The 25,974-nt window shown below is 64.2% G+C and carries 29 protein-coding genes; 18 read left to right on the top strand and 11 right to left on the bottom strand.

Annotated elements, in window-relative coordinates; translation table 11 throughout:
• Positions 1 to 66: 66 nt before the first annotated feature.
• The 3 genes from NKH99_RS22095 to NKH99_RS22085 form a co-directional block, all read right to left on the bottom strand.
• Positions 67 to 744, bottom strand: a complete 678-nt coding sequence (locus NKH99_RS22095) for a hypothetical protein (RefSeq protein WP_352775650.1) — start codon at positions 742 to 744, stop codon at positions 67 to 69.
• A gap of 63 nt (positions 745 to 807) precedes the next feature.
• On the bottom strand, positions 808 to 1,329 hold the full coding sequence (locus NKH99_RS22090) for an Hsp20/alpha crystallin family protein (RefSeq protein ID WP_353015520.1): 522 nt from the start codon (positions 1,327 to 1,329) through the stop codon (positions 808 to 810).
• Positions 1,330 to 1,358: 29 nt separating this feature from the next.
• Positions 1,359 to 1,835, bottom strand: a complete 477-nt coding sequence (locus NKH99_RS22085) for an Hsp20 family protein (protein ID WP_353015518.1) — start codon at positions 1,833 to 1,835, stop codon at positions 1,359 to 1,361.
• Positions 1,836 to 2,167: 332 nt separating this feature from the next.
• Between NKH99_RS22085 and NKH99_RS22080 the strand changes: the two genes are divergently transcribed.
• Both NKH99_RS22080 and NKH99_RS22075 read left to right on the top strand, forming a co-directional pair.
• Entirely contained in the window at positions 2,168 to 2,392 is a 225-nt protein-coding gene (locus tag NKH99_RS22080; protein ID WP_031211480.1) for a hypothetical protein, read from the top strand.
• Positions 2,393 to 2,529: 137 nt separating this feature from the next.
• Positions 2,530 to 2,799 carry a DUF982 domain-containing protein gene (locus NKH99_RS22075; protein ID WP_352541165.1) on the top strand — a complete coding sequence of 90 codons (270 nt, stop codon included), beginning with the start codon at positions 2,530 to 2,532 and terminating at the stop codon, positions 2,797 to 2,799.
• 115 nt (positions 2,800 to 2,914) lie between these two features.
• Here NKH99_RS22075 and NKH99_RS22070 read toward each other — a convergent pair whose 3' ends face one another.
• Positions 2,915 to 3,184 carry an usg protein gene (locus tag NKH99_RS22070; protein ID WP_352457304.1) on the bottom strand — a complete coding sequence of 90 codons (270 nt, stop codon included), beginning with the start codon at positions 3,182 to 3,184 and terminating at the stop codon, positions 2,915 to 2,917.
• Between the two features lie 339 nt (positions 3,185 to 3,523).
• Between NKH99_RS22070 and NKH99_RS22065 the strand changes: the two genes are divergently transcribed.
• From NKH99_RS22065 to NKH99_RS22050, 4 genes are all read left to right on the top strand, one after another.
• Positions 3,524 to 3,838 carry a co-chaperone GroES gene (locus NKH99_RS22065; RefSeq protein WP_352457303.1) on the top strand — a complete coding sequence of 105 codons (315 nt, stop codon included), beginning with the start codon at positions 3,524 to 3,526 and terminating at the stop codon, positions 3,836 to 3,838.
• Positions 3,839 to 3,895: 57 nt separating this feature from the next.
• Positions 3,896 to 5,527, top strand: coding sequence for a chaperonin GroEL (gene groL / locus NKH99_RS22060; protein WP_352472117.1), 1,632 nt, complete (start codon positions 3,896 to 3,898; stop codon positions 5,525 to 5,527).
• Between the two features lie 103 nt (positions 5,528 to 5,630).
• A complete protein-coding gene (locus NKH99_RS22055; protein WP_353015515.1) occupies positions 5,631 to 5,846 on the top strand; it encodes a hypothetical protein in 216 nt (71 codons plus the stop codon).
• Positions 5,847 to 6,138: 292 nt separating this feature from the next.
• On the top strand, positions 6,139 to 6,471 hold the full coding sequence (locus NKH99_RS22050; RefSeq protein WP_352501430.1) for a DUF982 domain-containing protein: 333 nt from the start codon (positions 6,139 to 6,141) through the stop codon (positions 6,469 to 6,471).
• A 196-nt stretch (positions 6,472 to 6,667) separates the two neighbouring features.
• Here NKH99_RS22050 and NKH99_RS22045 read toward each other — a convergent pair whose 3' ends face one another.
• From NKH99_RS22045 to NKH99_RS22025, 5 genes are all read right to left on the bottom strand, one after another.
• On the bottom strand, positions 6,668 to 7,165 hold the full coding sequence (locus tag NKH99_RS22045; protein WP_352457301.1) for a GNAT family N-acetyltransferase: 498 nt from the start codon (positions 7,163 to 7,165) through the stop codon (positions 6,668 to 6,670).
• Between the two features lie 90 nt (positions 7,166 to 7,255).
• Positions 7,256 to 7,624 carry an endonuclease domain-containing protein gene (locus NKH99_RS22040; protein ID WP_352472114.1) on the bottom strand — a complete coding sequence of 123 codons (369 nt, stop codon included), beginning with the start codon at positions 7,622 to 7,624 and terminating at the stop codon, positions 7,256 to 7,258.
• Between the two features lie 241 nt (positions 7,625 to 7,865).
• On the bottom strand, positions 7,866 to 8,882 hold the full coding sequence (locus tag NKH99_RS22035; RefSeq protein WP_353015513.1) for an ABC transporter permease: 1,017 nt from the start codon (positions 8,880 to 8,882) through the stop codon (positions 7,866 to 7,868).
• Positions 8,879 to 10,453: a sugar ABC transporter ATP-binding protein gene (locus NKH99_RS22030; RefSeq protein WP_352541163.1), complete on the bottom strand. Its 1,575-nt coding sequence runs from the start codon at positions 10,451 to 10,453 to the stop codon at positions 8,879 to 8,881. The genes NKH99_RS22035 and NKH99_RS22030 overlap by 4 nt, the downstream gene beginning before the upstream one ends.
• A 228-nt stretch (positions 10,454 to 10,681) precedes the next feature.
• Positions 10,682 to 11,632 carry a substrate-binding domain-containing protein gene (locus NKH99_RS22025; protein ID WP_352472200.1) on the bottom strand — a complete coding sequence of 317 codons (951 nt, stop codon included), beginning with the start codon at positions 11,630 to 11,632 and terminating at the stop codon, positions 10,682 to 10,684.
• 317 nt (positions 11,633 to 11,949) lie between these two features.
• Here NKH99_RS22025 and NKH99_RS22020 point away from each other — a divergent pair, with 317 nt between their 5' ends.
• The 6 genes from NKH99_RS22020 to NKH99_RS21995 all read left to right on the top strand — a co-directional run bounded on the left by NKH99_RS22020 (position 11,950) and on the right by NKH99_RS21995 (position 18,591).
• Positions 11,950 to 12,174 (top strand): hypothetical protein, encoded by a 225-nt coding sequence (locus tag NKH99_RS22020; protein ID WP_352472112.1) that lies wholly within the window; start codon positions 11,950 to 11,952, stop codon positions 12,172 to 12,174.
• A gap of 87 nt (positions 12,175 to 12,261) precedes the next feature.
• Positions 12,262 to 14,760 carry a DNA ligase D gene (ligD, locus tag NKH99_RS22015; protein ID WP_353015511.1) on the top strand — a complete coding sequence of 833 codons (2,499 nt, stop codon included), beginning with the start codon at positions 12,262 to 12,264 and terminating at the stop codon, positions 14,758 to 14,760.
• 218 nt (positions 14,761 to 14,978) lie between these two features.
• Positions 14,979 to 15,893, top strand: coding sequence for a non-homologous end joining protein Ku (gene ku / locus NKH99_RS22010; RefSeq protein ID WP_353015509.1), 915 nt, complete (start codon positions 14,979 to 14,981; stop codon positions 15,891 to 15,893).
• Positions 15,890 to 16,984 carry a tetratricopeptide repeat protein gene (locus tag NKH99_RS22005; protein ID WP_352490093.1) on the top strand — a complete coding sequence of 365 codons (1,095 nt, stop codon included), beginning with the start codon at positions 15,890 to 15,892 and terminating at the stop codon, positions 16,982 to 16,984. The genes ku and NKH99_RS22005 overlap by 4 nt, the downstream gene beginning before the upstream one ends.
• A 182-nt stretch (positions 16,985 to 17,166) precedes the next feature.
• Entirely contained in the window at positions 17,167 to 17,811 is a 645-nt protein-coding gene (locus NKH99_RS22000; RefSeq protein ID WP_353015507.1) for an alpha/beta hydrolase family protein, read from the top strand.
• A 9-nt stretch (positions 17,812 to 17,820) separates the two neighbouring features.
• Positions 17,821 to 18,591 (top strand): exodeoxyribonuclease III, encoded by a 771-nt coding sequence (locus NKH99_RS21995; RefSeq protein WP_353015505.1) that lies wholly within the window; start codon positions 17,821 to 17,823, stop codon positions 18,589 to 18,591.
• A gap of 39 nt (positions 18,592 to 18,630) precedes the next feature.
• Here the strand turns inward: NKH99_RS21995 and NKH99_RS21990 are convergent, their stop codons facing one another.
• A complete protein-coding gene (locus tag NKH99_RS21990) occupies positions 18,631 to 19,095 on the bottom strand; it encodes a GFA family protein (protein WP_352490952.1) in 465 nt (154 codons plus the stop codon).
• Positions 19,096 to 19,160: 65 nt separating this feature from the next.
• On the opposite strand from NKH99_RS21990, the gene NKH99_RS21985 reads away from it, so the two are divergent.
• From NKH99_RS21985 to NKH99_RS21975, 3 genes are all read left to right on the top strand, one after another.
• Positions 19,161 to 19,532, top strand: coding sequence for a WD40 repeat domain-containing protein (locus NKH99_RS21985; RefSeq protein ID WP_352816966.1), 372 nt, complete (start codon positions 19,161 to 19,163; stop codon positions 19,530 to 19,532).
• Between the two features lie 363 nt (positions 19,533 to 19,895).
• Complete coding sequence (locus tag NKH99_RS21980; protein WP_353015501.1) at positions 19,896 to 20,447, top strand: isochorismatase family protein; 552 nt, start codon at positions 19,896 to 19,898, stop codon at positions 20,445 to 20,447.
• Positions 20,448 to 20,608: 161 nt separating this feature from the next.
• Positions 20,609 to 22,231, top strand: a complete 1,623-nt coding sequence (locus NKH99_RS21975) for an ABC-F family ATP-binding cassette domain-containing protein (protein WP_352472101.1) — start codon at positions 20,609 to 20,611, stop codon at positions 22,229 to 22,231.
• A gap of 61 nt (positions 22,232 to 22,292) precedes the next feature.
• Here NKH99_RS21975 and NKH99_RS21970 read toward each other — a convergent pair whose 3' ends face one another.
• Positions 22,293 to 22,724 carry an SAM-dependent methyltransferase gene (locus NKH99_RS21970; protein WP_023675692.1) on the bottom strand — a complete coding sequence of 144 codons (432 nt, stop codon included), beginning with the start codon at positions 22,722 to 22,724 and terminating at the stop codon, positions 22,293 to 22,295.
• A 491-nt stretch (positions 22,725 to 23,215) separates the two neighbouring features.
• Here NKH99_RS21970 and NKH99_RS21965 point away from each other — a divergent pair, with 491 nt between their 5' ends.
• The 3 genes from NKH99_RS21965 to NKH99_RS21955 form a co-directional block, all read left to right on the top strand.
• A complete protein-coding gene (locus NKH99_RS21965) occupies positions 23,216 to 24,337 on the top strand; it encodes a KamA family radical SAM protein (RefSeq protein ID WP_502900095.1) in 1,122 nt (373 codons plus the stop codon).
• A gap of 195 nt (positions 24,338 to 24,532) precedes the next feature.
• Entirely contained in the window at positions 24,533 to 24,787 is a 255-nt protein-coding gene (locus tag NKH99_RS21960) for an exopolysaccharide production repressor protein (protein ID WP_352472098.1), read from the top strand.
• A 325-nt stretch (positions 24,788 to 25,112) separates the two neighbouring features.
• A partial coding sequence (locus NKH99_RS21955) for a hypothetical protein (protein ID WP_353015496.1) occupies positions 25,113 to 25,974 on the top strand: 862 nt, incomplete at its 3' end.

Below are 25,974 nucleotides of genomic sequence, written 5' to 3'. Positions count from 1 at the left end.
GGTCAATTGGCGCGCAAGACGCAAGGGCGGCGCCCTGCCACTTTTCGACATCCGGATATGTCGGCGCTAGCTTTCCCTGCCATTGTCGCCCGGGAACCGTGCGGGCAAGCTTTCTTCGGCCGCCGCCCAGGCGCGACTATGATAGCGCCGCAGGATGAGAATGCATGTCGCGAAGACCGCCAGCCCGCAAATCACGCCGGGCGACATGCCCCCGCCGAAAGCGGACTTAACAACGATGCCGGTGAAGACGCCGGCAATGGCGCCGTTGATCGTGCCCACCATCCCCGCGGTGGTCATGAAATATTGCAGCGGCGAGGGTCTGAGGCCCTTGTCGACCAGCACCGCCGAGGGGTCGTCATGCGTGGAATTGACGAGGTATCTTTGCAGGACCGGCGCCAGTTCGACGAAATAGTGGCGGATCCTGGCCATGCCGCGGGCATGCACCATGTCCTCGATGGCAACCTGCACCGCGCGCACAAAGGTGACCAGTCCGATGAAGAAAAGGCAAGGCAGCAAGATCAGGCTGAACAACACGAACGGCCTGCCCATCTCCGTGACCTGCGCGACGAAGGACAAGGCAATCGTTGCGCTTGAGACCGAGGTCAGGAACAGATCGGCTCTCTGGTTCGCTTCCTGAATGGTCGCGGCGCGAGCGTTTTGCAGCACGAAATGCTCGGTCGTCAGGCACTGCAGGGCGTGCTGCGCCTGGTCAGGCGGAACCGGAGCGTCGGGAGAACGGGTCATCGACATTTGCCCGCTTCTGCCCGCCGGAACCGACAGGCAGAAGGGACGTCGTCCTACGAGCCGTCAGGACTTGCCGTCGCCGCCGGTGATGGCGATACGCTTGGCCTTTGCCTGGGCGCGCTCCGTCTTGGGCAGCGTCACGCTGAGCACACCGTTCCGGAACGCGGCGTTCACCTTGTCTTCGTCGACTTCGTAGCCGAGCGGGATACGCCGCTCGAAACGGCCATAGAAGCGTTCGGAGAACTGCCTGTCCTTGTCCTCGGTCTCTTCGCGCTTCTCGCCGCGCAGCGTCAGCACGCCGTCATCGAGCAGCAGCTCGACGTCTTTCTCGTCCATGCCGGGGATCTCGGCGGTGACGCGGATCTCCTTTTCGCTATCGGAGATTTCGACACTCGGCCAGCTGGCGCGGGCAGCGGAGAAGCCACCGAGCGACGGCATCCTCGTGTCGAAGCCGCGGAACGCCTCGTCGAACAGGCGGTTCATTTCGCGATGCAGCGTCAGGAAGGGATCGCCGTCGCCGTTGCGGAACAGGCTGGGGGGCTGATTGTTCTCCCGGCCCCACGGAATGAGATCACGAATAGCCATTGCATAGTCTCCTTTCTCGACTGGTGCATTCAGGCAGCCTGCTTGTTTGCTTCGCCCTGCGCGACCTTCGGCCCGGTCTTCGGCGAGGCGACATCGGTCGCGATGGCGATGCGCCGAGGCTTCATCTCCTCGGGCACCTCACGTACCAGATCGACGCTGAGCAGGCCGCTGTCGAGCGAGGCGCCTGCGACCTTGACGTGATCGGCAAGCTCGAAACGGCGGGTAAAGGGCCGTGTGGCGAGGCCATGATGCAGATACTCCGCGTTGTCCGGCTCCTTGTGCTGGCCGGAGACAATCAGGAGGTTGGGTTCATGGGTGATTTCGAGGTCGTCCTCGGAAAACCCGGCTACGGCGATGGTGACGCGGTAGTTGTTCTCGCCGCTGCGCGCGATGTCATAGGGCGGCCAGGCGTCGAAGGCCTGCGGAGCATTTTCCAGCAGGTTGAAGACGCGGTCGAAGCCGATGCTCGACCGATAGAGCGGGGAAAAGTCGAATGCGGTTCTCATAGCTACATCCTCCATCGAGCAACATAGATACGAGGGGCGCCAAAGAGCTGGCGCTCCCTGGTTCCGCCGGCCCCATTTCGGCGACCGGTGCCTTCGATCTGGTTATTGTCCGCCGCAAGTCAAGACCCGGTGGCTCTCGCGTTGCCGGTTTTTCGGGCCGGTTTTCGGTCGGTTCGGCGAGGCTACCAATCTCGCCACAAGTGGGGAGATGTCCGGCAGGAGATTGCCTGTTGGTTTCAATTGCCAACGCTGACTTCCCCGGCCGGTTATTGTCTGCAGCAGGTCAAGACCCAGATTTCTTGTGTTGCCGGGCCCGTTCCCGGCACTCGCAGATGGAGCTGACCATGACACGCGACGAGATCATTTCTGTGCTGGGCCCGGTCGACGAAGCCGTGATCGCCGACATTGCGGCGACGGACGGGACGGTCCAGGAATTGCGCGAGGCCCTGGCCTGGATCGCCGCCGACGAGGCGCTGGTGAACGAGGGCCGACCGCTGCCGACGGCAAGGGTAGCGACGCTGATCGAACTGCTGCAAGGGCCGGACGAGGAGGAATAACCGGCTGCTGCCGCGATGCTCTTGAACCGCGCAAAGGGACGAACCATGTCCTTCAGCGGCGCCGGCCGGCCGCCGGTGCCGCCAGCATAACGTTGCTTGCTCAAACAAGAAGACGATCAGAAAACAAGGAGGAAGTGATGGACGACGTCCGCTTCGCCGAGCCGATCACGTTGAAATTCCAATCCAGCGAGCGCAAGGTCGCCAGCAGTTGGGAAGCCATCGAATGCATGCGCCAGCAGTGGCCGGACCGTGCACGCGGCCGGAGCTGGCGCGCCGCCTATCGGACCTGCCGCGACGCGCTCGACGGCTGGCGCACCGCGCGTGATGCGCGCAAGGCCTTCGTCAGGGCGGCGCGCAAGGCTGGATTGCTCGCAGCGGCCCGCAAGCCTGTCGACCACGCCGGCTAGTCCGGACGCCCTCCGATATTGTGAGATCCAAAACAAAGTGGGGGAGAGTCAGCTACCCCTCTCCCCCGCTTCGGAGGCACTTTGTTTGCTGTCTGGCGGCAGATCGGCTTGCTCCTCAGTGGACGGTGATAATGCCATTTACGGCCCGCCATTCGGACGGTTGGATCAGACGGTGATGAGCCACGCGCACCGAATGCAGCGGGCCTTCGATCTCGCGCTCCCAGAAATCGAGGAAATGCTTCAGCGTCGGGAAATCAGGGGCGATATCGTATTCCTGCCAGATATAGAGCTGAAGCAGGCTTCGATGATCGGGCAGGCGGTAGTGGATCTCCGCCGTGGTGAGGCCAAACCCTTGCATCTGGAGCTGAAAGTCCCTGCTGGTCATGCAATCCTTCCTTTCCCAATGAACCTCGGTCTGCAAAACGCCTCGCCTTCCACATAGGTTCCAGCCGCCGGCAAGCGGCTCAGGAGACGGACAGATTTGGAAATCCGGCCGGGTCATCGCGCCGGAAACGGCGAATGTGCGAACAATTACAGCGTATTGGCACTCTCAGGTGTCGAGTGCTAAAATTTTTGCATGATCCTCTTGAAAGCTGAAAAAAGCGCGACTAGTTCGTATGCGCGCGATGCCTTAAGAAGAGATCGCGCACCCCGTGCCGGGCCGATATTGCCGGTCCGGTCAGGAGGATGTTCGAAAATCTGTTTGTCCCGAGAGGAGAACGACATGGCGTTCCGTCCATTGCATGACCGCATCCTGGTCCGCCGCATCGAGGTCGACGAAAAGACCGCGGGCGGCATCATCATCCCCGACACCGCCAAGGAGAAGCCGCAGGAGGGCGAGGTCATTGCCGCCGGTCCGGGCGCGCGCGACGACAGCGGCCAATTGCAGCCGCTCGACGTCAAGGTCGGCGACCGCATTTTGTTCGGCAAATGGTCCGGCACCGAGATCAAGCTCAATGGCGAGGATCTGCTCATCATGAAAGAGAGCGACGTGCTGGGCGTGATCGAAGCCACGGGCGAGATGAAGAAGGCTGCCTGAGCGGGGCCTGAACAAGCATTCCAGTCAACGAAAAGCTGCCTATCGAGGAGTGTTCCAATGGCTGCCAAAGATGTGAAATTTCATACCGAAGCCCGCGAGAAGATGTTACGCGGTGTCGATATGCTTGCCAATGCGGTGAAGGTGACGCTTGGTCCCAAGGGCCGCAACGTTGTCTTCGACAAATCGTTCGGCGCGCCGCGCATCACCAAGGACGGCGTGACGGTGGCAAAAGAGATCGAGCTCGAGGACAAGTTCGAGAACATGGGCGCTCAGATGGTCCGCGAAGTTGCTTCGAAGACCAGCGACACCGCAGGCGATGGCACCACGACCGCGACGATTCTTGCTCAGGCCATTGTCAGGGAAGGGGCCAAGGCGGTCGCTGCCGGCATGAACCCGATGGATTTGAAGCGCGGTATCGACAAGGCGGTCGACGCCGTGGTCGCCGACCTGAAATCCAATGCCCGCAAGGTGACCAGGAACGACGAAATCGCTCAGGTCGGCGCCATCTCTGCCAATGGCGATGCCGAGATCGGCCGCTTCCTCGCAGAGGCGATGGAAAAGGTTGGCAATGAGGGTGTCATCACTGTCGAGGAAGCGAAGACCGCTGAGACCGAGTTGGAAGTGGTCGAAGGCATGCAGTTCGACCGTGGCTACCTCTCGCCCTATTTCATCACCAATCAGGATAAGATGCGCGTCGAACTCGAAGAACCCTATGTGCTGATCCACGAGAAGAAGCTGTCCAACCTGCAGGCCATGCTTCCTGTGCTCGAAGCCGCCGTGCAATCCGGCAAGCCGCTGTTGATCATCGCCGAGGACGTCGAGGGCGAGGCGCTGGCGACGCTGGTCGTCAACAAGCTGCGCGGCGGCCTGAAGGTCGCGGCCGTCAAGGCACCGGGCTTCGGCGATCGCCGCAAGGCCATGCTGGAGGATATTGCCATCCTGACCGGCGGCACGGCGATTTCGGAGGACCTCGGCATCAAGCTCGAGAACGTCACACTGGAGATGCTCGGCCGCGCCAAGAAGGTGCTGATCGAGAAGGAGAACACCACCATCGTCGACGGCGCCGGCCGCAAGGATGAAATCCATGCGCGCATCAGCCAGATCAAGGCGCAGATCGAGGAAACCACCTCCGACTACGACCGCGAAAAGCTGCAGGAGCGGTTGGCCAAGCTCGCCGGCGGCGTCGCCGTCATCCGTGTCGGCGGCTCGACCGAGATCGAGGTCAAGGAGCGCAAGGATCGCGTCGACGACGCCATGCACGCCACACGCGCGGCGGTTGAGGAGGGCATCCTGCCCGGCGGCGGCGTGGCGCTGCTGAGAGCGGCGAAGGCGCTCGATAACGTCGTCGTCGACAATCCCGATCAGAAGACCGGTGTCGACATCGTGCGTCGCGCCATCGAAGCGCCGGTGCGCCAGATCGCCGAGAATGCCGGCGCCGAAGGTTCGATCATCGTCGGCAAGCTGCGCGAGACGGGCGAGTTCGGCTATGGCTGGAACGCGCAGACCAACGAGTTCGGCGACCTCTACAGTCAAGGCGTCATCGACCCGGCCAAGGTCGTGCGCACTGCTCTCCAGGGTGCCGCCTCTGTTGCCGGCCTGCTGGTGACGACCGAGGCGATGGTGGCCGAGAAGCCGAAGAAGGAAGCTGCCGCGCCGGCCATGCCCGGCGGTGGCGGCATGGACTTCTAAGGCCAGGCTTCCAAAGCGCGACTTCGAAACGGCAGATGGACCGTGTCCGCCAAAAGCGGGCACGGTCTTGCCGGTCCGGGACTAATGCTGAGCAGGTGTTGCCATGGATATGATGGACAGTTTTGGAAAGATCGCGGCGCCGACCCGCCCGAAAAACGATTTCAACTATGAAGCCGACTGCAGGGCGGCGCTGGCGCCTTTGGTCGACGGCTTGCTGGATATGGCCGAGTCGGCCGGCTGGGACCGCGGCAAGGCGGCCTACACGCTGATGTTTCTGTCGGCTCAACGCGTGGGGGCCGGCACGGAGGAGCGCAAATGATCGCGGCGCGGATGCGCGAATGCCTGCGCCTGCTGCGTTGGTCGGAAACCGATTTCGCCGAAGAGGCGGGTTACCCGCTCGCCAAGGCAAAGGCGTGGCTCTACGGGCGCGAACATCCGCCGCTGGGCGTGGCGGCCTGGCTCGAGCGCTGGTCAAGGTGCATCGGCTGCTGCCGCGGCCGGGCATGCAAGCCGTATTGCATTCGCCGATCGACGCCGTCCTGCAGGCGGATCGAAGCGCCCGCGCGGTTGAGTTCCGAAAGGAGCCGATTGAGCCAGGAAAGGAGAGTGTCATGGATCGTGCTTCGTTCGACAAGCCGGTTACCATCCTCACCGGCCTCGGTACGCCGACGAAGATAGAAAGCGCGGCTGAGGCTTATGCACTTTTGGCTGAGTGGCCGGCAACGAGCCGGACGGCCGCGCATGACATCGCCGCAAAAGCGTGCCGTGCAGCACTGGAAGGAGAGATCGACGCCGAGACGGCGCGCGCCACCTTCGTTGCCTTCGCCCGCCGCAACGACCTGCTTGCGCCGCAGACGAACGGGACGGTTGCCGGCGAGAGCGTTGCTGGCGCGACGGTTGCCGACTGGGCAACGCGCGCACAGCGCGTCAACGCCCCGGCCTGAGCGGTTGGAGAAGTCGCCAATCTCCCCCCTTGAGGGGGAGATGTCGCCGAAGGCGACAGAGGGGGTCGGTACGTCCTGGCGCGACGCCATGTTGGACGAAAGAGAAAGTTGGCGCCTCACGCGCGGCTACCCCCTCTGGCCTGCCGGCCATCTCCCCCTCGAGGGGGGAGATTACGCGCTCAGCCGCTTTCGCCTACTAAGCCATCGGTAGCAGCCGGCGCATGATCAGCGAGGCATGGCCGCCCACCCCGTGTGCAGCCGGCCGGCGCTCGACGACCTCGAAGCCGTGCTTGCGATAGAAGGCGATTGCGCGGTCGTTGCCCTCGATCACTTCCAGGGCGATGCTGGGAATACCCGCATGCGCGGCAAGAACGGCATGCAGCAGGTCGGCGGCAAGGCCGGTGCCGTACTCGCTTTTGTCTATATGGAGCCGCTCGAGCATGACCTCGCCTTTGTCGTCCATCGCGGCCATCGCATAACCGGCGAGCGAGCCGTCAGCCCGCTCGGCGACGAAGGACATCTTGCTGTCGTCCCTGAGCTCGGCCGCCAACCGCTCCGGCGCGTGCCTCTCATCCGACAGCCGTGCCGTCGTCTCGGCACCCAGGATCGGCGAATAGGTGTGTCGCCAGGACCCTCCAAGCAGCCGCGACACCGCCGGAACGTCCTGTTCGGTCATGGTTCTTATTTGGGTCATTGGCACCTCGCCCCAGAAACCTGCCCCTTTTGAGCGGAGATGTCCGGCAAGACAGAGAGGTACTGTCCCGCCGGCCCTGCACGGCTGAGTTCAGCGCACATCCGCGCCGGCCACCATGACTATGTGCTGGCAGACATTGTCGATATCGCGAATGACGTCGTCGTTCCAGAACCGCAGGATAGTCCAGCCCAGCGCTTCAAGCCGTGCGCTTCTGGTAGCGTCCGATATTGAGGCATCGGCCCGGGCATGCTGGGAGCCATCCAGTTCGACAATCAGCTTTTTGTCCGGGCAGGCAAAATCGACAATATGGCCTGCAATTGGCATCTGCCGCCGAAATGCCAGCCCCATGAGTCGATGCGCCCTGACCTCATTCCAGAGCTTCAGCTCGGCATCCGTCATGGCCTTGCGCATCTTGCGCGCATTGCCGCGGTTACGGGGAGGTACGGGATAGTGATTCACTACTTCTATTCCTCAGCGCGAACCTTGCCCATCTTCTCTATGCTGCGCTTGAACACCCCCCTCTGTCCTGCCGGACATCTCCCCCTCAAGGGGGGAGATTGGCAGCTTCGCCGAAAATTCTCCCTTCTTTAGAGATTGGCGAAAGCTGGAGCGACGTCCAATCTCCCCCCTTGAGGGGGAGATGTCCGGCAGGACAGAGGGGGGTGCTGGCCCGCCGACCTGGATAGGCATGGCACCTGTATCACCGCCTTACCCGCGATTTCAGCCAGCGGTCGAAGGCCACGGCGAGGATGAGGATCAGGCCGATGACAATGCTTTGCGTGTAGGACGAGACATTGTTGAACTGCAGCCCGTTCTGCAGCACGCCGATCAGCCCTGCACCGACCACCGTGCCGCCGACGCTGCCGATGCCGCCGAACAGCGAGGTGCCGCCGATGACGACAGCCGAGATCACTGTCAGCTCGTAGCCGATGCCGGCGACGGCTTCGGAGGAGTTGAGCCGCGCCGACAAAACGAAGGCGGCAAGGCCGGCGAAGAAGCCGACGATGATGTAGACCGAGATCAGGATGCGGTCGACACGCAGGCCGGAGAGTCGTGCCGCCTCGGCATTGCCGCCGACGGCATAGACCGCGCGGCCGTAACGTGTGTAGCGCAGCACGATATGGCAAAGCATCGCGGCAATCGCGAAGATGATCGCCGGCACCGGAACCGGGCCGATCAGGCCGGTACCGAACCAGCGCATCGAGGCGTCGAAGCCGGAGATCGGGCCGCCATTGGAAATCGTCAAGGTCAGGCCGCGAAACACGGTGAGGCCGCCAAGCGTGACGACGAAGGGCGGCACTTTCAGCCTGGTGATGGCAAAGCCCTGGACGCCGCCGGCCACGGCACCGACGACGACGGCCGCGAGAAGGGCGGCGAACCAGCCATAGCCCTGCGTGCCCGTTGTCGACAGCGACAGCGTGTTGGCGGTGCCGCCCTTGGCCACCACCGCCGCGACCATGCCGCAGAAGGCGAGCAGCGAGCCGACCGACAGGTCGATGCCGGCGGTGAGGATGACGAAGGTCATGCCAAGCGCGATCAGGCCGGTGATCGAGATCTGGCGCATGATGTTGAACAGGTTGATCGGGTCGATGAAGCTCGGCTTCAGCACGGTGAAGACGACGATCAGCAACGCCAGGAACATCAGTGGGCCGAAACTCATCAGCAGCCGCGCAATATTGACACCGCCGCGCTGGCTCCGTTCGGTCGTGCTGGTCATTGCGTTGCTTCCTGCTTCTGGTCGAGCGCCATCAGTTCCATCAATTTCTCCTCGGTCGCCTCGACGCCGGGCATCTCGCCGGTAATGCGCCCGCGCCGCATGGTGACGATCCTGTCCGACACCGCAAGCACTTCGGGCAGCTCGGACGAGATCATCATGATGGCGATGCCGCGCGCGGCGAGCTCCACCAGGATCTGGTGCACTTCCGCCTTGGCGCCGACATCGACGCCGCGCGTCGGTTCATCGACGATCAGTACCTTGGGATCGCGCGCCAGCCAGCGGGCAAGGATCACCTTCTGCTGGTTGCCGCCGGACAGGCCCTCGATCGCCTGCTCGGGCGAAGCCATGCGGATCGACAGCATCTTCCTGTAGTTCGCCAGCGCCTCGCGTTCGCGCCGCTCGGCCATGAAGCCGACACTGGAGTAGCGGTCGAGCGCGGCGATCGAGAAATTGGTGAGGATGGCGAGTGCTGCGAAGATTGCCTGGTGCTTGCGGTCTTCCGGAACCAGCCCGATGCCGAGTTCGATGGCGTCGGCGGGTGAGGCGGGCGCGATCGGCTTGCCGTCGAGCCTGATGGTGCCGGCTGCAATGCGGTCGGCGCCGAAGATGGCGCGGGCGAGCTCGGTGCGGCCGGAGCCGACGAGGCCGGCGACGCCGAGGATTTCGCCCGCCTTGAGGTCGAGATCGACGCCTTCGAGCACGATGGCGTGCGGCGCCTGCGGATCGCGCACCGTGCGCAGGCCGCGCACCGAGAGCCGGACGTCGCCGGCGACGTCGCGCTGCGTCGGCCTGGCATAGAGCTCGGAAGCGGCGCGGCCGACCATCTTCTCGATGATCTTCGGCAGTTTGATCGGCCCGCCTTCGCGGTCGAGATGGCCGGCCAGCCTGCCGTCGCGCAGCACCGTCATGCGATCGCAGATCGCCGAGGCCTCCTCCAGCCGGTGGGTGACGAACATGATGGCGACGCCATCCTTGCGCAGCCGGTCCATGATCGACATCAGCCTGTGCACTTCGGTTTCGGTCAGCGCCGAGGTCGGCTCGTCCATGATAATCAAGCGGCTCTTCAGCGACAGCGCGCGGGCGATCTCGACCAGCTGCTGCTCGGCCACCGACAGCGCCGACACCGGCGTCGCCGGGTCGAGGTCGAGGCCGACGCGAGCGATGATCGCGCGTGAGTCTTCCACCATCTTTCGCCAGCTGACCAGCCCGAACCGGCCGAGCGGCGCGCGACCGATGAAGATGTTCTCCGCTACCGTCAGCGTCGGGATCAGGCTCAGTTCCTGGTAGATTGTTACGATGCCGTGGCGCTTGGCATCCTGCGGATTGTGCGGGCTGAATTCGACGCCGTCGAAGACGATGCGGCCGCTGGACGGCGGCATCACGCCGGAGAGGATCTTGAGCAGTGTCGACTTGCCGGCGCCGTTCTCGCCGAGCAGGCCGAGGATCTCGCCGGGGCGGACTTCAAGCGATACGTCGTTCAGCGCGGTGACGCCGGCAAAGCGCTTGGTCACGCCCTCGACGGTGAGCAGGGCGGGAGAGGGTGAAGGCGCTGCGGCTTCGGCTGCGGGCAAAGGTTGCTCCCAATTTGCGATTGATGGCGGGACAGCGCCCCCTCTGTCCTACCGGACATCTCCCCACGAGGGGGAGATTGGATGTCTTTCGCCAATCTTCCTGCGTTGCAGAAAAGGCGCCATCGGCGAAGCTCCCGATTTCCCCCCAAGTGGGGGGAGATGCCCGGCAGGGCAGAGGGGGGGCGCGACAGAATGCTACTTTTGCCGCTGCGCGCCCTTTGTGCAACCTTACTTCGTCTCGCCCAGCCTCTCCGCCTTGTCGAGATTGTCCTTGCCGATGACGATCGGCGTCAAAAGCACCAGCTTTTCCTTCGGCTCGGTCTTGTCCCTGGCGTAAGCGACCGCGATCTGCACCGCAGTGCGCGATTGTTCGCCGGGGAATTGCTCGACCGTTCCGGCCAGCTTGCCGTCGCGCACGGCGACCAGCGCTTCGGGAAGCGCGTCGAAGCCGTAGATCTTGACGTCGGTGAAGTTGCGCGCCGCGCAGGCTTCAACCGCGCCAAGCGCCATGTCGTCATTGGCGCAGATGATCGCGTCGGGCTTGCCGTTGGCGGCAAGGCCGGCCTCGGTGACGGACAGCGCCTCGGCGCGGGCGAAGTTGGCGGTCTGCTCGAAGATGATCTGGTACTTGTCCTTCATCGGATCGAGGACGTTGTGCACACCCTTGTTGCGGTCGATCGCCGGGCCGGCACCGGGCTGGCCCTGCAGATGGAAGATCTTGGCGCCGTTCGGGAATGCCGCCACCATGGCCTTCGCTTCGGCCTCGCCGCCCTTGACGTTGTCGGCGCCGACATGGGCAAGGATGCCCTCGACGCCTTCGACACGGCGGTCGATGGTGACGACGGGAACGCCGGCCTTGACCGCTTCCTCGATGGCTGGGGCCAGCGCATTGACGTCGAGCGGCGAGATGACGATGGCGTTGACCTTCTGCACGAGCGCCGCTTCGATATCGGCGGTCTGCTTGGGCGCCGAATTCTGGCCGTCGCTTTCGACCAGGTTGACGCCCTGCGCCTGGGCTTCCGCCTTGATCTGGTTCAGCATGTGCACGAAGAACGGAAAGCCGAGGCTCGGCACCGAACCCAGGATGGTCAGCTTGTCCTGGGCAAAAGCCAGTTGCGGAGCGGCCAGCGCCAAAGCGCCCATCGCCGCGGTCGACAGCAGGAATTCACGTCTGTTGATCAATTTAGTCTCCTCCCAGATGAGCGCACGACCCCGAAACCGGAATGGGTTTTCCGGAAGGTTCCTTGCGTCGATTCAAAAATGGAGTGTCCTTCGAGCGCCCAACTCGTGTTTGAAGGGACGCAACGGCGCTCCAGCCGGTCCACCGCGACGTTCTCCTCCGCTCGGTGCCTGCCGGCGGATGCTAGCCAAGGCCGGAGCTTTGCGCAAGAACGCGCTACCGCGCGCGGCTCGCAGCGACCGCCAAATTGACAGCCGACACGCTCTCGGCCATCCTTAAGGCACGCCGCCTTGCGGCTTGTGCGTGAGTAACCAGCATGGCCAGTTCCGTCGCCAGTCAGAAATCCAAGCGCGCCGCGGTGCGGAACGCGCTCGACCGCCACAAGGTGTACATCACCGCGCAGCGTTTTTCGGCCGGCAGCTACAGCGCGCGGGTGCTGGTCAACGGCGAGGCCTATTGGGTCGACGAATTCCGGCTCAGCCAGCTGCAGCAGGGCCTGTCGCCGGCCGAGCTCGAATTGACGCCGGCCACCGACGATTGAGCGGCATGACGCCGACCTGCCGCATGCTGACAAAATGATTCAAGACATGCGCATCAAGCCGTTGTTTTTGCGCAAGAGCATGTGGCCGTGACCGCCCCGCCAAAGCTCAAGGCCTATCGCGCCAAGCGCGAGTTCACGAGGACGCCGGAACCCGCCGGCGGGCTGGTTGCCGGGGAAGGCAACCGCTTCGTCGTTCACAAGCACCACGCCACCGCCGACCACTACGACCTTCGCCTGCAGGTCGGCGACGTGCTGAAGAGCTGGGCGGTGCCGCGCGGCCCGTCGCTCAACCCCGCCGACAAACGGCTGGCGGTCGAGACCGAGGACCATCCGCTCGAGTATATCGACTTCGAAGGTGTGATTCCCGAAGGCGAATATGGCGGCGGGCCGATGATCGTCTGGGACACCGGTGTCTGGGCGCCGATGGACGATGTCGAGAAGAGCCTGCGCACCGGTTCCTTCAAGTTCCGCCTCGCCGGCGAAAAGCTGAATGGCGGCTGGATGCTGACGCGGCTGAAACCGAAGCCCGGCGAGGATGCGGGCAAGAAGAACTGGCTGCTGTTCAAGGAGCGCGATCTCGCCGCCGACGCCAAGCTCGACATACTGGAAGCCCGGCCGGAAAGCGTCAAATCCGGACGCCGCATCGAGGAACTGGCGGCAACGCCGAAGCCGGCCGCCAAGCCTGCCAGGCCGGTGGTGCTGAAGCCAGGTGCTTTGCCGGGCGCCGTCAAGGCGCCGCTGCCCACCCGCATCGAGCCGCAACTGGCGACGCAGGTTTCGAAACCGCCGGGCGGCGATGACCCAGCGGCCCGAACGGGCGAAGTCTGGCTGCACGAGATCAAATTCGATGGCTACCGCACCATGGCGCATCTCGGTAACGGCGCAGTCAGGCTGATCACCCGCGCCGGCCTCGACTGGACGAAGCGCTATGGCGACCTGCCCCTTGCCTTCGCCAGGCTGCCGTGCCGCGAGGCGATCATCGACGGCGAGGTCGTCGCGCTCGACGCCAAGGGCATCAGCCGCTTTGCCCTTTTGCAGAATGCGCTGGCCGAAGGCGCCGGCAACAAGCTCCACTTCTACGCCTTCGATCTTCTGTATCTCGACGGCTGGGACCTGAGACAAGCGCCGCTCCGCCGGCGCAAGGCGCTGCTTTCGCAATTGCTGTCCGGTCTCGGCGCCAATTCGGCCATCCAGCTCAGCGATCATGTCGAAGGAGACGGCCAGGCACTTTATGACCAGGCGTCCGAGATGGGGCTCGAGGGTGTCGTCTCCAAGCGCGCCACGGCAATCTACCAGAGCGGCCGTACCAAGACCTGGACCAAGACCAAGGCGCTTCAGACCGGCGACTTCGTCATCGCCGGCTACACAGTTTCCGACGCGGCCGAGGGGCTGGCTGCACTTGGCCTCGGCGAATTCGAGGACGGCGAGCTGCACTATCGCGGCAAGGTCGGCACCGGCTTCGATGCGGGAACCGCCGGCGAATTGCTGGCCAGGCTGGAGCCGCTAAGGGCGGGTGCATCCGCGCCAGAAGGCGTTCCGCGCGAAATCATGCGCGAGATGAAATGGGTGCGGCCGCTGCTTTCGGCGCATATCCACTACGCCAACCGGACCACCGACAATGCGCTGCGCCATGCGGTGTTCCGCGGCCTGCGCGACGTCGGCCTGTCGACGCCGGTTTCGGCCAAGCGCAAGCGGCTGATCGCCGAGGCCGACCTCGCCACCATCTGGGTGACCAATCCGACGCGACGGCTGTTCGGCAAGACCGGCCCGACCAAGCTCGACATTGCCGTCTATTATGCGCTGGTCGGCGATTTCATGCTGCCGCACATTCTCGGCCGGCCGGTGTCGCTGGTGCGCTGCCCGACCGGCAGGCCGCAGGACTGTTTCTTCCAGCGCCACGCCTTCACCGGCATGCCGTCATCCGTGGCGACTTTCGAAGCGACCAATTCGGAGGGCGAGACCAAATCCTATCTCTCGGTGGAAGACGCCAAGGGCTATCTGGCCCTGGCGCAGTTCGGTGTCGTCGAGTTCCACACCTGGGGCACCCATCGCACGCGGCTCGACAAGCCGGACCTGGTCGTTTTCGACCTCGACCCGGGCGAGGGGATCGCCTGGCGCGAGGTGGTTGAGGCGGCGGTGCACATTAAGGGCGAGCTGGAAGCGCTAGGGCTGGTGCCGTTCGCCAAGACGTCCGGCGGCCACGGCATCCACATATCAGTACCGGTGACGCAAAAGCAGAACTGGAAGAAATTGCACCAGGCGACCAGCGCCATCTCGACGCATCTTGCCGCCACCGCGCCCGACACTTTCACCACCACCATGGGCAAGGATAACCGCAAGCGGCGCATCTTCATCGATTATCACCGCAATGCGCGCGGCCACACCTCGGCGGCTCCCTATTCGCTGCGCGCCCGCACCAATTTGCCGGCCTCGACACCGGTGAGCTGGAGCGACCTGGCGACCATCGATGCCCCGCAGGATCTGAATTATTCGTCACTGCCGGGCCTGCTGGCGACGTCAGGCGACCCTTGGGCCGACATGGAAGATTTCGCCCGGGATTTGCCGGTGATGGGCACTGCGAGATAGTCCCGCGGGCGCGGCCCCAGACTCCATCGACGCTCCGGAAAATTTGAATTATTCTTCGCCACGGACCTCTTACCTGCAGGGGCTCCGGCGGAGGAAGATTTCGCTAGGGATTTGCCGGTATTGTAAGGGCAATGTAGGATTTCGGCAGCCGCATTCGTCCTCCGGACGAATGAACGCTGCGAACAGTTCGACAGCACAAGGCCGCGTAGGAGTATTTCATGGCGCCCAGGGCAAGTTGGAAAGGTTACCTCAAGCTCAGTCTGGTCAGCTGTCCGGTCCGGCTCTATCCGGCGACGAGCGCCAGCGAGCGCATCAGCTTCAACCAGCTGCACAAGAAGACGCACAACCGCATCAACATGAAGCCGGTCGACCCCGAGCTCGGGCTGGTCGAGCGTTCGGACCTGGTCAAGGGCTACGAATACGAGGAGAAGCAGTACATCATCATCGAGGACTCCGATCTCGATGCGGTGCGCATCGAATCCAACCATACGATGAACATCGAGGCTTTTGTCGACGAGCATTCGGTCGACGTCATCTATCAGGACGCGCCCTATTACCTGGCGCCGGACGGCGCAATGGCCGAGGAGACCTTTGCCGTGTTGCGCGAAGCGATGCGCAAATCCGGCAAGCTGGCGATCGCCCGCCTGGTGCTGTCCAGCCGCGAGCGCGTGGTGACGATCGGCGCGCGCGAGAACGGCATGTTCGTCTGCACCTTGAGGAATCCGAACGAAGTGCGTGGCACGGCTGAATATTTCGGCAATATCCCGGCCGGAAACCCCGATCCCGAAATGCTGCAATTGGCCGAAGCGCTGATCAAGCAGAAGGAAACCACCTTCGATCCGAAGAATTACGAGGACCGCTACGAGATCGCGCTGATGGCGATGATCCGCGAGAAGCTGAAGGGCCATAAGCCGATCATCGCGGCGGCCCCCGAGCGCGGCAATGTCATCAATCTCATGGATGCGCTGAAGGCGAGCCTGTCGCAATCGGCCAAACCGCCGGCCAAGTCGAAGAGCAAGGCCGATGAAACGGCCAAACCCGCGGCGAAATCCGCCAAGGCCGGCGCCGCCGCGGTCAAGGAAAACCCGCTCAAGGCGAACCTTCTCAAAGCCGTCGGCAAGAGCAAGGCGTGACGGCTCTCGCCGGCACGGTCTTCGGCATCGTCGGCGCGCTGGCGGCCTTTCCGCTCAGGCTGGCGGCGCGCGAGGTCGAGCGCCAGCACGGCCAGTTGCGGCGCGGCGTCACTCGGCGCACCACACATGTCGTGTTGGGCCGCAAGTTGCTCGCCAAAGCCGGCGATGGCGAGATCGAGCGTCGGGCTGCTGCGGAGCGCACGGCGGGGCGCAAGCTGGTCAGCGAGAACGGCTTCCTGCGCCTGCTCGGATTGATGAAGGCGCCGGAGGCTTCTGCGCTGTCGCGGCAGTCGCTGATCGACCAGTCGCGGCTGACCGGCGAGGATCTCGACCTTTTGTCGCTGTTCGATGCCTTCGAGCATGATTGCGAACCGTATTCCTTTCGCGACCTGATCCTCGCCCGCAAATATGCCGGGCTGGTTGCCGGCGGCGCCTCGTGGGGGGCGATTGCGCGCTCGGTGCACCGCTCGGGCCCGGTCGCCTCGCTCACCGCCAAGTCGCTCGCCGTCGGCTCGCAGCACGGGCGGGCCGATGCGATCTATCTCGAAGGCGGCCAGAGCGAACTCGACGGCCAGCTGCTGTTCGATCTGGGAACGCAGGATGACGACACGCTGGAAGAGCTGTTCGCCGATGCCGAGGCGGCGGAAGGGGCTGAAGAGCACGAGCAGGCGGCGGCGCTCTACCAGCGCTGCCTGGCCATCGACCCAAGCGATGCCATCGCCGCCTTCAACCGCGCCAACTGCCTGCGCGCCGCCGGCCAGGCGGCCGAGGCGGCGCACGACTATGCCCGCGCCATAAAGCTCGATCCCGGCTTCGTCGAGGCCTGGTTCAATCTCGCCGGGCTGATGAGCGAGGAGGGGCGGGTAGCCTCGGCGCGCCGCCATTTGCTGAAGGCGATCGCACTCGATCCCAATTATGCCGACGCGGTGTTCAACCTTGCCAGGCTGGAGTTCGACGCCGGCAATCTCGCCGAGGCGCGGCGTCGCTGGGTGCGCTACCTCGAGCTCGACGCCAATTCCGAATGGGCGCGCACGGCGGCCAAGGGGATACAGTTCGTGGATTTGCAGCTGGCGCGGATGTCGGCAGGGTGAGGTAGTAGCGCCTCCTTCTCCCCTTGTGGGAGAAGGTGGATCGGCGCGCAGCGCCGAGCCGGTTGAGGGGTGTTGGAAGAAATGAGGCGTCGGCGTTCCCTGGAACACCCCTCATCCGACCGAGCTTCGCTCGGCCACCTTCTCCCACAAGGGGAGAAGGGGTCACCAGCGTTGGAGTCCCCATGACAACCTTCCTCTTCGATGGCCCCGACACCGCCCCAATCACCATCCTGCTCGCCCATGGCGCAGGCGCTCCTATGGACTCCCCCTCGCTGACAGCCACGGCAAAAGCGCTGGCCGAGGCCGGCTTCCGCGTCGCGCGCTTCGAATTCCACTACATGGCGGCTCGCCGCTACGGCCACCGCAAGCCGCCGCCGCGCGCCGAGACGGTTAACCCGGAATACGTCAAGGCGATCGCCGACCTCCGGGCGAAGGGCGTGAAGGGTCCGCTGATCATCGGCGGCAAGTCGATGGGCGGACGCGTCGCTTCGATGATCGCCGACGAGATGTTTTCGAAGGGCGAGATTTCAGGGCTGCTTTGTCTCGGCTATCCCTTCCATCCGCCTGACAAACCGACGCAGCTTCGGACAAAACACCTGGCCGATCTCAAGACGCCGACAGTGATCTTCCAAGGCACGCGCGACGAGTTCGGGACCAAAGACGAGGTCGCGACCTATGCTCTGTCCGACGCAATCGAGATTTTGTGGCTGGAAGACGGCGACCATGATCTGAAGCCGCGCAAAAACATCTCCGGCTTCTCCACCGCCGATCATCTGAAGACGCTCGCTGATGCGGTGAAGGCGTGGACCGAACGCATCGTGCGCTGAAGCAGGCCGATGAAGATCGCCACCTTCAACGTCAACAACATCAACAGCCGGCTGCCGAACCTGCTCGCATGGCTGGCTGCCGCCAAACCCGACATCGCCTGCCTGCAGGAGCTCAAGGCGAGACAGACGCAGTTTCCGCGCACTGCGCTGGCGGCGGCCGGCTACGGCGCGGTTTGGGTCGGGCAGCCGACCTGGAACGGCGTCGCCATCCTTTCGCGTGGCGCAGAACCCGTTCTGACCCGCGAGGCGCTGCCCGACGACGATAGCGACCAGCAGGCGCGCTACATCGAGGCAGCGGTCAACGGCATCGTCGTCGCCTGCCTCTACGCGCCGAACGGCAATCCGCAGCCCGGCCCGAAATTCCAGTACAAGCTCAACTGGCACGAAAGGCTGGAGGCGCATGCGGCGCAGTTGCTCGACACCGGCCTGCCGGTGGTGCTGGCCGGCGACTACAACATCGTGCCCGAGCCGCGCGACATTTACCCGACCCGCTCCTATGACGACAACGCGCTGGTCCAGCCGGAAAGCCGCGCATCGTTCCAGCGGCTGCTCGACCAGGGCTGGCTTGACGCGCTGCGCAAGAAGCACCCGAACGAGACGCTCTACACATTCTGGGACTATCGCCGCAACCGCTGGCCGCGCGATGCCGGCCTGCGCCTCGACCATATCTTGCTCAGCAAGAAGCTGTCGCGCCGGCTGGTAGCGGCGGGCATCGACCGCGACGTGCGCGGCGAGACCGGCGCCAGCGATCACGCGCCGGTCTGGGTGGAGTTGAAGTGAGGCACGGAGGCTGGCGCCGCCTTTCCTGGCGGCAACCAGTCAAGTTGGCCGCGCCGCTTCGCGGGCGAACGCCTCGATCAGAGGTGCGTATCCCTCAAGGTCGGGCTGCGTTGCGAAACTGTGGCTAGCGGCGGTCGAAGCCCAGGGCAGCTTTTCCGACGTGAAGACTTCGACGAAAGGCACATACCAATGATGTTCGTCCAGCATGGTCGCACGAACGTTGACGAAAAAGTCCAGTCCATGCGGACGCGTGAACATCCAGTTCTTGCAATGCGGGCAATAGAGCTGCCGGTGCGGGCCGTGCAGGCCGCCGACCACCGGCTCGCCTTGCGTTATGGCGAAACCGTCGCTGGGCACGGCGATGGTCAGGGAATACGCGCTGGCGCTCAGCTTCTGGCAGCCGGTGCAGTGACACGCCATCGTCAGCAAGGGCGGGGCGCTGATGCGAAAGCGTATTCCGGTGCACAGGCAACCGCCGTCCCAAGGTAGCTTCCAATCGTGCATTGCTGGCCTCGAGCGAGATCCTCGGCGAGCGATCTAGCGCACCACTGGCCTCCGGCAACGCCGCGATGCCTGCGGCAGCTGCCGCCGACGGGCACCATGTCATCACCGGCAGCGGCGATTACACGATCAAGCTGTGGGATCTGGACAGCGGCCGCGAGGTCCGCCGTTTCGACGGCCATGAAGGCACCGTCTACGCCCTGGCGCTCTCAGCCGACGGCGAGCGGCTGCTCTCAGGCTCGCTCGACGGCACGGCGCGGCTGTGGGACATGGAGACCGGCAACCAGCTCGCCATGTTCGACAGCCAGTCCGGCCCGATCTATGCGGTTGCCTTTGCCGCGGGCGGCACGGTGCTGACCGGCGGCTACGACCGCAGCATCAGGGACTGGCCGGCTGGCGGCGGCGATAGGACGGTGCTTTTCGCCGGCGCGCCGGATTGATTGCGGGATATCCAATTTCGTCGCCAGGGCTTGGACACCCCCACTGTTGCGCTGGGCAATCGCATTTGGATTCTTACGAAGATGGATCCCCACCCTAACCCTCCCCACAAGGGGGAGGGAACGCTGCCGCGCGCCCTTACTTCCCCTTTGGCGCCGAAAGGCAGGCAATTTGCCGAGGTCAGTGCCAACGGAAGTCTCCCTCCCCCTTGTGGGGAGGGGTTAGGGGTGGGGGTCCATCGTAGAGCGAAAGCCTCGGCTTTCCACCTGCGATAGCCCTGCCCCACGAGGGGGAGATCAGCAGCTCCAGCGTCGGCTTCGGCGCGTATACTTGACCCGCCTACCACCCACGCTATGCTCGCGTCCATGTCAGAGACCAGCCCCTCGGCCGCTGCGCCGCTCATCGTGATTGACCTTCAGACCGGCATGTTCGACGGTGTTGCCGAACCGCCGATCCATGATGCCGACGGCATCGTTGCCCGCACCCGCGCGCTGATCGAATGGGCGCGGCGCAGCGGGCGCAAAGTCGCCTTCATCAGGCATGACGGGCCGCAGGGCGATCCTCTGGCGCCGGGTGAGCCGGGCTGGCCGGTGTGGCCGGCGCTCGGCCAGGCCGAGGACGAGCCGACTTTCGCCAAGTGTGTCGGCGATGCGTTCAGCAATGCCGCCCTTGCAGAATGGGTGGCCGGGCAGGGCGCCGGCGAGGTCGTTCTGATCGGCGCGCAGACCGATTTCTGCGTGGCGGCCACGGTGAAGGGCGCCTTTGCAGCGGGCCTGGGCGTCACCGTGGTTTCCGACGCCCACAGCACGCTCGACGCGGCCAGCGAGACCGCCGCGGAGATCATCGCCCGGCACAATGCGGCATTTGCCGCCGCCGGGGTCAAGCTGGCGACGACAAAAGCCCTGACCGATAGCTGATCCGCTGGCTCATCCCTACGCCGTCAAAGCCTGATCCAGCCGGGAAGCAACTGGCGGGTTCAGACAATTTGGCGCGGGGCGCCTCACTACTGCGGGCTTCCGCCGGCGCGGTCTATCGCGTATTGGCGCAGGAACTCTCCTTTGGCCTTCCCCGGAAAACCATGATTCGTCTCGAAAGCATCAGCAAGCAGAACGGCAGGCAGATCGTCTTCATCGAAGCCTCCGCCGCGTTGCAGAAGGGCGAGAAGGTCGGGCTGGTCGGGCCTAACGGCGCCGGCAAGACGACGCTGTTTCGCATGATCAACGGCGAGGAGCAGCCCGACGAAGGCCAGGTCTCGGTCGATCGCGGCGTCACCATCGGCTATTTCAGCCAGGATGTCGGCGACATGGAAGGCCGCAGTGCGGTGGCCGAAGTGATGGACGGCGCCGGACCGGTCAGCGAAGTGGCGGCCGAGATGCGCGAGCTCGAGCACGCCATGGGCGACCCTGACCAGGCCGACCAGATGGACGAGATCATCGCCCGCTACGGCGAGGCGCAGCACCGCTTCGAGGAGCTCGACGGCTACGCGCTGGATGGCCGGGCGCGCGAGGTGCTGGACGGCCTCGGCTTCAGCCAGGAGATGATGGACGGCGACGTCGGCAAGCTGTCCGGCGGCTGGAAAATGCGCGTGGCACTGGCCAGGATCCTTTTGATGCGGCCCGACGCCATGCTGCTCGACGAGCCGAGCAATCATCTCGACCTGGAAAGCCTGATCTGGCTGGAGCAGTTCCTGAAGAACTATGACGGCGCGCTGCTGATGACCTCGCACGACCGCGAGTTCATGAACCGCATCGTTAACAAGGTGGTCGAGATCGACGGCGGTTCGCTGACCGCTTACTCCGGCAACTACGAATTCTACCAGCAGCAGCGGGCGATTGCCGACAGGCAGCAGCAGGCGCAGTTCGAGCGCCAGCAGGCGATGCTGGCCAAGGAGATCGCCTTCATCGAGCGCTTCAAGGCGCGTGCCTCGCATGCCGCCCAGGTACAGAGCCGGGTGAAGAAGCTGGACAAGATCGACCGGGTCGAGCCGCCCAAGCGCCGCCAGAAGGTATCGTTCGACTTCCAGCCGGCGCCGCGCTGCGGCGAGGACGTGGTGACGCTGAAGAACGTGCACAAGGGCTATGGCAGCCGCTCGATCTACGAGGGATTGGATTTTCAGGTGCGCCGCCGCGAGCGCTGGTGCATCATGGGCGTCAACGGCGCCGGCAAGTCGACGCTGCTGAAGCTGGTCGCTGGCGCTTCCGAGCCGGACAATGGCACGGTGGCGCGCGGGCCCAGCGTCAAGATGGGCTATTTCGCCCAGCACGCCATGGAAGTGCTGGAGGGCGAGCGCACCGTGTTCCAGACGCTGGAAGATGCGTTTCCGCAGGCCGGCCAAGCACCGCTCAGGGCGCTGGCCGGCTGCTTCGGCTTTTCCGGCGACGAGATCGAGAAGAAATGCCGCGTGCTGTCGGGCGGCGAGAAGGCGCGGCTGGTGATGGCGCTGATGCTGTTCGATCCGCCCAATTTGCTGGTGCTGGACGAGCCGACCAACCACCTCGACATCGCCACCAAGGAGATGCTGATCACGGCACTGTCGCAGTACGAGGGAACCATGCTGTTCGTCTCGCACGACCGCCATTTCCTGGCGGCGCTGTCGAACCGGGTGCTGGAACTGACGCCCGAGGGCATCCACACCTATGGCGGCGGCTATACCGAATATGTCGAGCGCACCGGGCAGGAGGCGCCGGGGTTGCGGAGCTGAGGCCGGCTCTGCCGCGCACGGTCACGTAGACGCTCGATTCCGGGGGCCAAGCACGAGGTGCTCAGCCATGTATCGCAATTTCGCGCAGCGGATCGCCGCCGTCGATGAACAGCCGGCCTTGCGCGGTCAACGCCGCCTTGAGCCGTCGCAGGGCAATTTTTCCTGCTTCGGGATGACGCCCGTCCAGCGCGCCGACGCGCACCGCAACGGCAATGTCGAAGTGCTTCTCATCGGCCTCCAACTCGAAATCCTCGATGGCGATCTGGCGAAGGCTCAGCCGGCCTGCCGCAATCTCGGCGCGCGAGGCGGCCCCGGCCTGCGCGATGGCCTTGGCCGAGCGGTCGATCGCCAGCACGTGCCCGCCGCCGATCCGGCGCGCGATCTCGCGCGCTGCAGCACCCGGTCCGCAGCCAATCTCCAGCACTCGCATGCCCTGCCGCAAAGGCAGCGCATTGACGATCTCCAAAAGCCTTGGCGACAAGTCGTTCGCCATACGCTGTTCTCCAGCTTTTTCACAATCCGAGATTAGCGACCGCGGCCGGCGACGGGAAGGCCGAGAGACGCGGGCATCGCCGATGTGTTCAGCTGGCATGTTCAGCTGGGTGCTGCTTGAGCAGGGGGCATGATCGACATCGAAGAGGTCGACGATCCGGTCTCGACCGCGGGCGACCGGGCGGGCCCGAGCGGCCCGGCGTCGTTGACCTGAGGGGTAGGGAGGGAACTGGCGCCGAGCCTAACCGGTTGGGGGGTAGATCACCGGCCGTTTATGTGTATACGCTCAAGCTAATATAAGAGCAAGCTAATGTTTTGCGTCAGCGATGTTGGACGATTGTTCTGACCATGGCCGGTTGTGGCTTCCTGCCGCGCCCTCCAATCCGGCCAAACACCGCTTATTGCCTTCAAGTCCTGCCTTCAATGCTGTACCCCGGCCCGAAATTCAAGGAGCCTGCGATGACCTCACATCCCGACATCCCCGACGCCAGCATGGCGGTCGATGCGGCCGGCGTGGCAGCCGATGACCGGCGCGCTCGCGAGGCGGATGCCGCATGGCGGGACGATGTTCGCGAGGGCGTGCGGCAGGTAGGCGATCTGGATTCGCTGCCGCTGTCGCCAGCCGAGCGGGCGGCGGCCAAAGCCGCGGCCACGCGCCACAAGGTTCGCATTCCCAAGGCCTATCTCGACCTGATCGACTGGAACGACCCCGCCGATCCGATACGGCTTCAGGTCATCCCGTCGCCCGACGAACTGGCAGAGCAGGAGGGCGAACTCGACGATCCGATCGCCGACCACGCCTTCAGTCCCGTGCCTAGATTGACGCATCGACATGCCGACCGGGTTCTGTTGTTCCCGACCTATCAATGCGCGGTCTATTGCCGGTTCTGCTTTCGCAAGGAGCAGCTGACCTCGATCGGCCGGGGTTTTTCGCGCGAGGCGCTGGAGCCGGCCTTCGCCTATATCGCGGCCCATCCGGAAATCCGCGAGGTGATCCTGACCGGCGGCGACCCGCTGTCGCTGCCGGACAGGGCGCTGGCGGAAATCCGCGCCCGTGTCGAGGCGATCCAGCATGTGCGGCTGTTGCGCATCCACACTCGCGTACCCGTCGCGCTGCCGTCGCGCGTCACCGGCGGGTTGATTCAAGCCTTGCAGGGCCGGCTGATGGTCACTGTCGTCACCCATTTCAACCACCCACGCGAAATCACGGAGGCGACCGAGCGGGCCTGCCGCACGTTGCGGCAGGGCGGCTTCGTGCTGCTGAACCAGAGCGTTCTGCTGAAAGGCGTGAACGATACGGTCGAGGTGCTGGAAGAACTGTGCCGCGAGCTGATGTATCGCCTTGGCGTCAAACCCTACTACCTGCACCACGGCGATCTCGTGCGCGGCATGGCGCACCGGCGCACCACGATCGCCGAGGGCCAGGCGCTGGTCAGCGCCTTGCGTGCGCGCCTGTCGGGCATCTGCAATCCCGTCTACGTGCTGGACCTGCCGGACGGCGGAGGGAAAGTCCCGCTCGGCCCGTCCTATCTCGAGGCGCGCGAAGCGGAGACGTGGCGAATACGTGGGCTTGATGGGGCGGTGAGGGCGTATAGGGAGGTTGCTGGGGAGTAGGGGACGCGCAGCCGCTGTCCAAGCCAGCCCACCTTGGTGACCTGACATGCAGCCCTTGATCACGGAAGCATGCGTTAACTGCTGTTCTATTTGGTGCTTGCGCAATTGCTAAAATAGTGAAAACGTTGGCCCGGGGTAATGGGTTAGGGGAGTTCGTCCCGGCTGTTGCGAGTTTCGGGGCGGCGCAGAAAAGTCATGAACTTTCCACAGTTCCTGGTGGGGCTGACCACCACATCGTCCATCGTGGCGATCTCGACTTACTTTGCGACGGGTTCAATCTGGAAGACGCTGGCCTGGACGATCTTGACCTTGATCGTCATGCAGGTTGGATATTTCCTGTTCGTCGTCCGGTTGATCTACGGATCCGGGGCGAAAGGCGCGGCGGCAAAGCCGCGGCGTCTGAGGGCTGTGCCGCCGAACCGTCGAGGTCGCATTCAGCTTATGCAGTAATGTCCCATATAGATATCATGGTCTAGACAGGACATGTTCGGTTCTGGGAATGTGCGTTGGACGTTCCGCTAGTTTAGCCAACTAATATATATCGCCCAACTCATATCGTCGTTTTTGGGCTAGCGGGAAAACCTGCCTGCTGCTTGTACGACTGTGCCTAAGGCCACATTTTACAACCGGCTGGCAAGCTCCCTTTCGTTGATGCAGCCTAAATCCGGCTGGTGTTTTCGATGGGCGGTTGAGGCTATAAAGCCGTTCAACCGGGCGGCATCGGGATGCATTTCGGCCGGTCGAGAGGGTTGTGGTGATCGACGGAACGCCAAACGTGATCTTGCTGATCGGCAGCGCCCCCGATGTGGTGCGCTGCGCCGCCTGGCCCAAGCAGGCCTTCGGCAAGATCGTCGCCATCAACAACGCCTGGCGCGTGCGGCCGGACTGGGATTTCCTCGTCCATGCCGGCGATTTCCCGGCGGAGCGGATGCCGCAAGGCGGTCCCCTGCAGCAGGCGCAGATCTTCAGCGCCTCGCATTACGTGCCGGCGCAAAACAGCTTTGGCGGCTTCGTCTATGCCGGGGGCACCATGTCGATGACAGCGGCCTACTGGACGATCCACAGTCAGAAGCCGGACGTGCTGGCATTCCTTGGCTGCGACATGATTTACGACCAGCCCGGCAACACGCATTTTTACGGCGTCGGCCGCGCCGATCCGCTGCGCAACGACGTCACCCTGCGCAACCTCGAGGCGAAGTCGGCCCGCCTGCTCATCCATGCGCTTCGGCGCGGCTGCCTGTGCGTCAACCTATCCGACCTGCCGCGCAGCCGGCTGGTCTTCCCGCGGCTGACGCTCGATGAAGTCGGCGCGCTTTCTTCCTCGCGGCTTTCGGAAATGAAGGCCGACATGCTTGCCGGCCTGCGGCTCGATCAGGCGGAGGAGGCCGACAGGATCGAGAAGGATCTCGGCTATTTCTTCGAGGACGGCATGTACTGGAAGCACCTCAAAAAGCTCGACGAGAAATTCCTGGCCAATATCGACCGGCTGTGGATGGCGGCGGTGAAGGCGAGCTTGAGCAGTCGGCCGAAGCTCCCGATCTCCCCCCCTTGTGGCAGGGCAATCGCATTTGGATTCTTACGAAGATGGACCCCCACCCTAACCCTCCCCACAAGGGGGAGGGAATGCTGCCGCGCGC

The sequence above is a fragment of the Mesorhizobium sp. M0854 genome (assembly GCF_040319815.1).
Lineage (GTDB): Bacteria > Pseudomonadota > Alphaproteobacteria > Rhizobiales > Rhizobiaceae > Mesorhizobium.
Note: the sequence above shows the minus strand (reverse complement) of the source record. Positions and strands in the feature narration are given on the sequence as shown.

Coding starts and splice junctions, on each gene's coding strand:
- NKH99_RS21995 (WP_353015505.1), top strand. CDS start 17,821: ATGAAGATCGCCACCTTCAACGTCAACAACATCAACAGCCGGCTGCCG.
- NKH99_RS22055 (WP_353015515.1), top strand. CDS start 5,631: ATGGATATGATGGACAGTTTTGGAAAGATCGCGGCGCCGACCCGCCCG.
- NKH99_RS22080 (WP_031211480.1), top strand. CDS start 2,168: ATGGAGCTGACCATGACACGCGACGAGATCATTTCTGTGCTGGGCCCG.
- NKH99_RS22045 (WP_352457301.1), bottom strand. CDS start 7,165: ATGACCCAAATAAGAACCATGACCGAACAGGACGTTCCGGCGGTGTCG.
- NKH99_RS22095 (WP_352775650.1), bottom strand. CDS start 744: ATGACCCGTTCTCCCGACGCTCCGGTTCCGCCTGACCAGGCGCAGCAC.
- groL (WP_352472117.1), top strand. CDS start 3,896: ATGGCTGCCAAAGATGTGAAATTTCATACCGAAGCCCGCGAGAAGATG.
- NKH99_RS21980 (WP_353015501.1), top strand. CDS start 19,896: ATGTCAGAGACCAGCCCCTCGGCCGCTGCGCCGCTCATCGTGATTGAC.
- NKH99_RS22090 (WP_353015520.1), bottom strand. CDS start 1,329: ATGGCTATTCGTGATCTCATTCCGTGGGGCCGGGAGAACAATCAGCCC.
- ku (WP_353015509.1), top strand. CDS start 14,979: ATGGCGCCCAGGGCAAGTTGGAAAGGTTACCTCAAGCTCAGTCTGGTC.
- NKH99_RS22050 (WP_352501430.1), top strand. CDS start 6,139: ATGGATCGTGCTTCGTTCGACAAGCCGGTTACCATCCTCACCGGCCTC.
- NKH99_RS22000 (WP_353015507.1), top strand. CDS start 17,167: ATGACAACCTTCCTCTTCGATGGCCCCGACACCGCCCCAATCACCATC.
- NKH99_RS21985 (WP_352816966.1), top strand. CDS start 19,161: ATGCCTGCGGCAGCTGCCGCCGACGGGCACCATGTCATCACCGGCAGC.
- NKH99_RS22070 (WP_352457304.1), bottom strand. CDS start 3,184: ATGACCAGCAGGGACTTTCAGCTCCAGATGCAAGGGTTTGGCCTCACC.
- NKH99_RS21960 (WP_352472098.1), top strand. CDS start 24,533: ATGAACTTTCCACAGTTCCTGGTGGGGCTGACCACCACATCGTCCATC.
- NKH99_RS22035 (WP_353015513.1), bottom strand. CDS start 8,882: ATGACCAGCACGACCGAACGGAGCCAGCGCGGCGGTGTCAATATTGCG.
- NKH99_RS22085 (WP_353015518.1), bottom strand. CDS start 1,835: ATGAGAACCGCATTCGACTTTTCCCCGCTCTATCGGTCGAGCATCGGC.
- NKH99_RS22075 (WP_352541165.1), top strand. CDS start 2,530: ATGGACGACGTCCGCTTCGCCGAGCCGATCACGTTGAAATTCCAATCC.
- NKH99_RS22020 (WP_352472112.1), top strand. CDS start 11,950: ATGGCCAGTTCCGTCGCCAGTCAGAAATCCAAGCGCGCCGCGGTGCGG.
- NKH99_RS21990 (WP_352490952.1), bottom strand. CDS start 19,095: ATGCACGATTGGAAGCTACCTTGGGACGGCGGTTGCCTGTGCACCGGA.
- NKH99_RS22065 (WP_352457303.1), top strand. CDS start 3,524: ATGGCGTTCCGTCCATTGCATGACCGCATCCTGGTCCGCCGCATCGAG.
- NKH99_RS21970 (WP_023675692.1), bottom strand. CDS start 22,724: ATGGCGAACGACTTGTCGCCAAGGCTTTTGGAGATCGTCAATGCGCTG.
- NKH99_RS21965 (WP_502900095.1), top strand. CDS start 23,216: ATGGCGGTCGATGCGGCCGGCGTGGCAGCCGATGACCGGCGCGCTCGC.
- NKH99_RS21975 (WP_352472101.1), top strand. CDS start 20,609: ATGATTCGTCTCGAAAGCATCAGCAAGCAGAACGGCAGGCAGATCGTC.